General features: G+C 55.4%; 6 protein-coding genes and 3 pseudogenes. 7 read left to right on the top strand and 2 right to left on the bottom strand.

Translation table 11 applies throughout. From position 1 onward, the window contains the following. Nucleotides 1-333, bottom strand: a 333-nt coding sequence (locus QZ506_RS06100) for a transposase (RefSeq protein ID WP_291969796.1), incomplete at its 3' end; no start/stop codon positions are given. 42 nt (nt 334-375) lie between these two features. Between QZ506_RS06100 and QZ506_RS06095 the strand changes: the two genes are divergently transcribed. The 7 genes and pseudogenes from QZ506_RS06095 (at nt 376) to QZ506_RS06065 (ending at nt 4,797) form a co-directional block, all read left to right on the top strand. Beyond that, nucleotides 376-879, top strand: a complete 504-nt coding sequence (locus QZ506_RS06095; RefSeq protein ID WP_291969798.1) for a FimD/PapC N-terminal domain-containing protein — start codon at nt 376-378, stop codon at nt 877-879. Further along, the gene (locus QZ506_RS06090; protein ID WP_291969794.1) at nt 880-1,500 is read left to right on the top strand and encodes a fimbria/pilus outer membrane usher protein; all 621 of its coding nucleotides are present in this window, start codon (nt 880-882) and stop codon (nt 1,498-1,500) included. A gap of 36 nt (nt 1,501-1,536) precedes the next feature. Beyond that, nucleotides 1,537-1,677, top strand: a complete 141-nt coding sequence (locus tag QZ506_RS06085; RefSeq protein WP_291969792.1) for a hypothetical protein — start codon at nt 1,537-1,539, stop codon at nt 1,675-1,677. Between the two features lie 8 nt (nt 1,678-1,685). Then, nucleotides 1,686-2,450, top strand: a pseudogene (locus QZ506_RS06080) (fimbria/pilus outer membrane usher protein). A gap of 9 nt (nt 2,451-2,459) precedes the next feature. Continuing rightward, a complete protein-coding gene (locus QZ506_RS06075; protein WP_291969790.1) occupies nt 2,460-2,759 on the top strand; it encodes a FimD/PapC C-terminal domain-containing protein in 300 nt (99 codons plus the stop codon). Further along, nucleotides 2,756-4,082: pseudogene (gene stbD / locus QZ506_RS06070) on the top strand (fimbrial usher protein StbD). Before QZ506_RS06075 ends, stbD begins: the two are co-directional and overlap by 4 nt. Nucleotides 4,083-4,104: 22 nt before the next feature. Then, on the top strand, nt 4,105-4,797 hold the full coding sequence (locus QZ506_RS06065; RefSeq protein ID WP_291969789.1) for a fimbria/pilus periplasmic chaperone: 693 nt from the start codon (nt 4,105-4,107) through the stop codon (nt 4,795-4,797). Between the two features lie 10 nt (nt 4,798-4,807). Here the strand turns inward: QZ506_RS06065 and mnmC are convergent. Further along, nucleotides 4,808-6,177: pseudogene (mnmC, locus tag QZ506_RS06060) on the bottom strand (FAD-dependent 5-carboxymethylaminomethyl-2-thiouridine(34) oxidoreductase MnmC); the annotation flags it as partial. Between the last annotated feature and the right edge of the window lie 138 nt (nt 6,178-6,315).

Raw genomic sequence — 6,315 nt, 5'->3', positions numbered from 1 at the left:
GGTTGGCGTTTTTATGCTGATGTTCACTGTCTTTGCTCGCTTGCTGAGCAGCGAATAGTCTGGACAATGCAGCGACAATTTAATCAGTTTAAAAATCGAGTCAACAAAGCCCTGTAAAGCCCTCAATGAAAGGCCAAACACTCGTTTCATCATCAGGACTGTGGTGATGGCCATATCTGAGTAGTAGAGCGGTCGTCCACGCCGTTCAGTAGTGTTTTTTTCCGTCCATGCAGCAATGGCTGATTCATCTAGCCATACGGTTAGAGAATCGCGCTGCTTGAGGGCCTTGTTATAAGAGGTCCAGTTGGTGATTTTAACATTTTGTTTTGCCATGGAGACCTGATTTTGAAACAACTGTGGTGATCTGCTCCGATGATTACCCAAAAGTTCTATTTATTCAACAAAGCCGCCGCCAGTGAGACGGTGCTGTTTATCACCACCGCCGAAGAGTGCGTGAAGGCCTGCCTCTCTCCGGCCTTGCTGGAAAAAACGGCCATACGTGTAAATCGCAACGCACCACGGCAACCAGCAGAATGTGTGTTACTGAGCGATACCGGCAAAAGCGTGGCCGAAGAGGTGGATCTCACCGCCTTGCGCCTCAATCTGGTGGTGGCACAGCAGGCATTGTTGCGCACTCCACGCGGCTATATTCCGGTTTCGGAGTGGGACAGTGGTATCCATGCGCTGTCATTACGCCATAACACCAACTACTACCGCACGGAAAATCGTGACAACAATTATCGCTACGGTTATTTGTGGAGTGCGTTGAATGCTGGTTCCAATATTGGTTTGTGGCAGGTTCGCCATCAAGGGAATCTGCGCTATTACGACAGCAGCGTCAGTGGAAGCAAATATAAATACAACGCGGTGCGCACCTAGGTGGACAGACCCATCCCCGCCATTGAAAGCATGCTGACGTTGGGTGACAGATACACCAGTAATAGCCTGTTCGGCAGTTTGTCATTCAATGGCGCCAAGCTTGCCAGCGATCAGCGCATGTGGCCGCAGGGGCGTAGAGGATTTGCACCCGAAGTGCGCGGCGTAGCGGGGGCTTCGGCGCGTGTGGTGGTGCGGCAACTAGGGCAGATTATCTATGAAACCAGCGTTCCGACCGGTGCTTTCGTGATCAGCGATTTGTATAACACGCAGGATCGCGGGGACTTGCAGGTAGAGGTGTTCGAGGCCAACGTGCGGGTATCAACCTTTACCGTACCCTATGCCTCCGTCCCTGATTCAGTGCGTCCCGGTAACTGGCAATACGAAGTGGCTATGGGGCGCGTACGCCATTTTAATAGCATCGATAACCAATTTGCCGAAGGCGTTGTCCAGCATGGCCTCAATAATGTGTTAACGCTCAACGGCGGTGTACGCGTTGCGGATGACTATGTCGCGGGCTTGTTTGGTACGGTAATCGCCACTCCTATCGGAGCCTTCGGGACGAACGCGACCTGGTCGCATGCGGATGTAAATGGTCATACTGAGTCGGGTTGGCGTAGTTAACTCAGCTACGGTCGCACCTTTTCCAGCGGCACCAGCGTGGTACTGGCTGCCTGGCACTATTCCACCACCGGTTTTCGCGATCTGCAAAATGTGCTCGGTCAGCGCCGCCACTATCGCAATGATGGAAGCTACTGGTCAGACAGCCTGAATCAAAAAACCGTTTTTCCGCCACGGTGAGCCAGGCGATGGGCTCGTGGGGTGTGCTGAACATGTCGGCCAGTACCAGCAGCTATTACGGTGAATCATCACGCGTTACTCAACTGCAACTCGGCTACAATAATTCCTGGCGAAACATCAGTTATAACCTGAGCGTGGCACGCCAGCGCACCGTGTGGGAACGGGGACGTAATTTCGTCAGCGTCAGTGATGGGGACTACGACAACATCGGTCAGTAGCGCTATACCGAAACCCTTGTCGCGCTCGGTTTCTCTGTGCCCTTTGATGTCGGGAGCACCCGCTCTAAGGTCTCGTTGGACATGAACCGCACTGGCGCGTCACGTTCAGGCACGCTGAGTGTGGCGGTGTCTTCAGGCGACGACAGGCAGTTAACATGGTCTGCCTACACCGTGGTAGAGAATTATCAACAGGGCGGTAACGCCATGACATTTGGCGGTAGCGCACAACAAACGACTTCTCTGGGTGCGCTGTGCGCTTCGGTGGCGCAAGGCGACAACTATCGCCAATTTGGCGTCGGAGCCGCCAGTACGCTGGTGTTGCATCAGGGCGTGGTGACGCTTGGGCCTTATGCCAGCGATACCTTCGCGTTGATCCGCGCACCGGGTGCCGAAGGGGCGATGGTGCGCAATGGTCAGGGTGCTACGGTCGATCGCTTTGGTTACGCCATCTTGCCGTCGCTGGCCCCATACCGTTATAACACCATTACGCTGGATGCCAGCACCATGAACGATGAAACTGAATTGCAAGGTGGCAGTCAGCGCGTGGTCCCTTAAGCGGGAGCCTTGGCGCAGGTCAGTTTTTCCACCTTGCAAGGGAGGGCGGTGCTGATCGCCACGCAACTTGAGGACGGGAGTTTTTCCATAATGGGCGCGGATGTGGTAACGGCGGCAGGCGACAGCGTTGGCATGGTCGGGCAAGGTGGTCAAATTTACGCCCGCCTTGCCGAAGAACGCGGCACCTTGCAGGTGGTATGGGGCCCGCAGTCTGGGGAGCAATGTGCGGTCAGCTACCGTTTACCGCCGTGCGGCAGCGACGCTTTCACCCATCTTGATCTGCCTTGTCAGCTTCGGAGGTCGCCATGACATCACGTATCATATTCTGGCTGGCCGTGCTGTTACTCGGGAGCCAGAAGGCATACAGCGCCTGTATTCTGGTCACCAGTGCCACCTCGTTATCGCAGGCAGCGCGCAATGCAGGCTATACCACAACCGCCTAGAATGGCGCGTGCGATACCTGTAACGGCAGAAACATTGGTATGCCCGGCGTGATAAGCCTTAGCAGCGGCACCTTTCAGCCCTCAGGTACTTTGTTGGCGAGCAGCTCAATCAGCTTTCTGAGTCAGGGCGCGCAGACAGCGTTTACTGCTAATCAAATCTTGTTTCGCTGTGCGGTCGAGGATGCCAGCAGCTTGTTCGAGATGTATGCCACCAATGGCGATAGCGGATATGCCGGAATGTATGCGGCCAGTGAGATTGACGGTGCCTACTACAGCTATGTGCGCAATGTTTCGGTCAGACTCACCCATTTAAAGAGCGGTGCCTACTTTTCCCGCTACTGGCAGGGTCGGCAACTGACGCCGTCCGACTGGTTCTCCGATGGCACCTATATCTATATTCCGGCCAGCGCCTTCAGCGATATCTTGATGGAGGTGTTCCGTATCGACAGCACCACGTGGTATGGCAATCCCTATAATAGCTACACCTACCTCTACAGTCAGCCTCACGGCTATACCGCGTTTAAAGGGCCGGGACTCAGCGCGAATGTGACTGAGGGTGCTGATTCTGCAACCAAATATGAAGGATGGCACTATGACTGGTCTGGTACCTAGAGCCTGTACGCGACGGGGGTGACCTTTGTACGCGGCGCGTCTTGTCGCGTGGATGATTTTCCGAATGTCGTGATTCTGCCGTTGATCACCGCCAATCAGTTGCGTCAGGGAGGCACCAGCCGTGCGGGGTTCTCCGTCACCATACAGTGTAAATCCGGAGCACTATCTAGCACCAATGTGTCAACCCTCACGGCGGCGAATGTCTCGATGGATTTTTTGGTGAACAAGCCCGCCGCGATGGCGGCGGCGCAGTCGTTGGGGCTGGTCACCAGCGGCGGCTTAACCTGGTTGCTGGATAATCAGTACGGTAGCGGAACGAGCTGAGGCCTCTTGCGTCGGTATCCGTATTTTCAACAGCCGAGGGCAAGCCATCAATCTACTGCCGGATTTAACCTCATACGGCACCGGCAACCCGCGCGGGTGGTACGCCTTTAAAGAATTAACCACCAGGGTCTCTGCGGGTAGCACAGAAATTTATGCCGGAGATTTTACCGCATCGCTGGAAGCGATTAATCAACAACCGATTAAACCGGGGACAGTCAATGCGCAATTGCAGATCATGGTCAGTTTCCAGTAGTGTGCAGAAAGTCATCAGCGGGATGCTGTACGTGCTTTGCTTGATGGGTGCGGAGCCTGCATTCGCCGTGGTTAATGTTGAAGGCACTCGCGTGATTCTGCACAACGGCGAGATGTCCACATCGCTCATGCTGTCCAATTCAGAAAAACAGCACACGCTGGTGCAGGTCTGGAGTGATGCGGGCGATCCGCTGCTCCCACCCGAGCGTGCTACAACGCCGTTGATCGCCGTACCGCCGGTATTCAGTATGAAGCCGGGTGAGGAGCGTTCTTTGCGTTTGTTGCTCACCTCGCGTCAGGGGGTTGTCAAAGACAAGGAATCGCTGCTGTGGCTTAACGTCTATCAAATTCCACCGAACACCGCGGAGGTGACGCGCCACACGCAAAGCGTGGTGTTGCCGCTGCGCTTGCGCCTGAAGGTGTTTATTCGGCCAGCCTGGCTAGGCGACCCCAACGAGTCTGATGGCGAACAACTGCGTTTTCGTTTGCTGCAAGCGTGGGACGGGCAAAGGTTGCAGGTCGACAATCCCACCCCCTGGCATATGACGCTGACCGACATCAGCTATGCTGAACAGCGTCTGGGCAGCATGATGGTGGCTCCGGCGTCCAGCGTAAGCCTGCCGATAAATCGTTCGATCGTCGGACAGACGCTCAGCTATCAGCTCATCAACGATACCCGTACCCACTGGCGTTATTCCGCGACACTCTCTCCTTGAGCGTGGCTGATTACACCGCGCGGCCTTTCAGCAGCTTTCTCACCCAAAAACGATTCGGGTTCAACGCGGCGAGCGTTGGTGCATCGAGCGGCAACGGTTCTCCGTACAGTTGCCCTGCCAGAATTTCGGCAGCCAACGGGGCAGAGCACAATCCGCGCGATCCTAGCGCACCGATAATGAACAGATCCTTATGAACCGGCGCCACGGCCACACGTTCTGTCGTGTGCTGCTGTACGTCAAGTGACGCGTATTGATGTAGCGTCAGTGCGTGATCCGGCGCGGCACCGAGCAGCGGCAGGTGATCGCGCGTAGCACAGCGCACGCCCTGACGTGCTGCGTTGCCGCTGACGTCAATGTCATTCACCCACGTTGAATCGGGCAAGCAGGCCGCGAGGCGCTGGTGGTTTTCCTGCTGCTCATCTGCGCTAAAAGTGGTGGCAACCACGCCTCGCTGGTAGCTGGCACCGATACAGTGCTGCTGGTGACGAGTGCTGACGGGAGTCAGATAGCCATCGTAACAAAGGACGCGTTGCAAGCTTTGTAGCACCGGCGTAGTCGGGATATGACTTACCTGACCGCGCACCGCATAGCTGGGGAGATGCTGAGTTTGCGACCAGTCGCTGAGCTGGTGTCCATTCGCTAGGATCACCACAGGATGGGTTTTTTGCTGCCCGTTTGCCAACCTCAGTTGCCAGCCGGATGCATTTTTTTCCAGTGCAGAGACGCTAGTGGCAAAATGCACGACCAACCCGAGCGGTTGTGCGTGTTTCAGCGCATGGGTGGTGAGCTCTACCGGGCACAGTCAGCCACCCTAGGCATAGCTCACACCTGAAAAACCTATCGCTAATCCGGCCGTTGCATCCATCTCATCAGCGCTGAGCGGCGTAACTACCTCTATTGGCCAGTTGCCGTGCAAGATTTGCGTGATTTTGCTCGCGCTTTTTTCATCGTAGGCAATCTGATTCACACCGCACCAGTCATGTTCATAGGCGATACCGGCTTGCAGCAGTGAATCGTACTGGCGACGGGCAAAACCAAAAGCGGTGGCGAAAAAGCGGGAAAGCGCATCGTGTTTGTCGTTGAGTAACGGGTAAAGGGCTCCCTGACGGTTACCGGATGCGCCTAACGCTGGTGCCTCATCTTCACAATAGAGTGTCACGTGTACGCCGCGTCGCAGCAGCGCCCGTGCTGTCAGTACGCTGGCAATACCACCGCCAATAATAGCGATATCCTCTATCGCGCTCGCGGCCGGGCGTGAATACCAGGGGGTTGCCGCCGGGGCAGGATGGAGTTCGGTAATACGCCGCGCAGCATTTCGCGTTTTTGTCCGTAGCCCTTGATCTTTTCCACATCAAAGCAGGCTTGCTGTAGCCCCCGACGGGCTTTGTTGAATAAATAGAACTTTTGGGTAATCATCGGAGCAGATCACCACAGTTGTTTCAAAATCAGGTCTCCATGGCAAAACAAAATTTTAAAATCACCAACTGGCCCTCTTATAACAAGGCCCTCAAGCAGCGC

This window comes from Candidatus Symbiopectobacterium sp. (genome assembly GCF_020054415.1).
Classification (GTDB): Bacteria; Pseudomonadota; Gammaproteobacteria; order Enterobacterales; family Enterobacteriaceae; genus Symbiopectobacterium.
Note: the sequence above shows the minus strand (reverse complement) of the source record. Positions and strands in the feature narration are given on the sequence as shown.

What these genes read in the sequence shown, in the direction of transcription:
- QZ506_RS06065 (WP_291969789.1), top strand. Translation starts at nt 4,105, where the DNA reads ATGCTGTACGTGCTTTGCTTGATGGGTGCGGAGCCTGCATTCGCCGTG.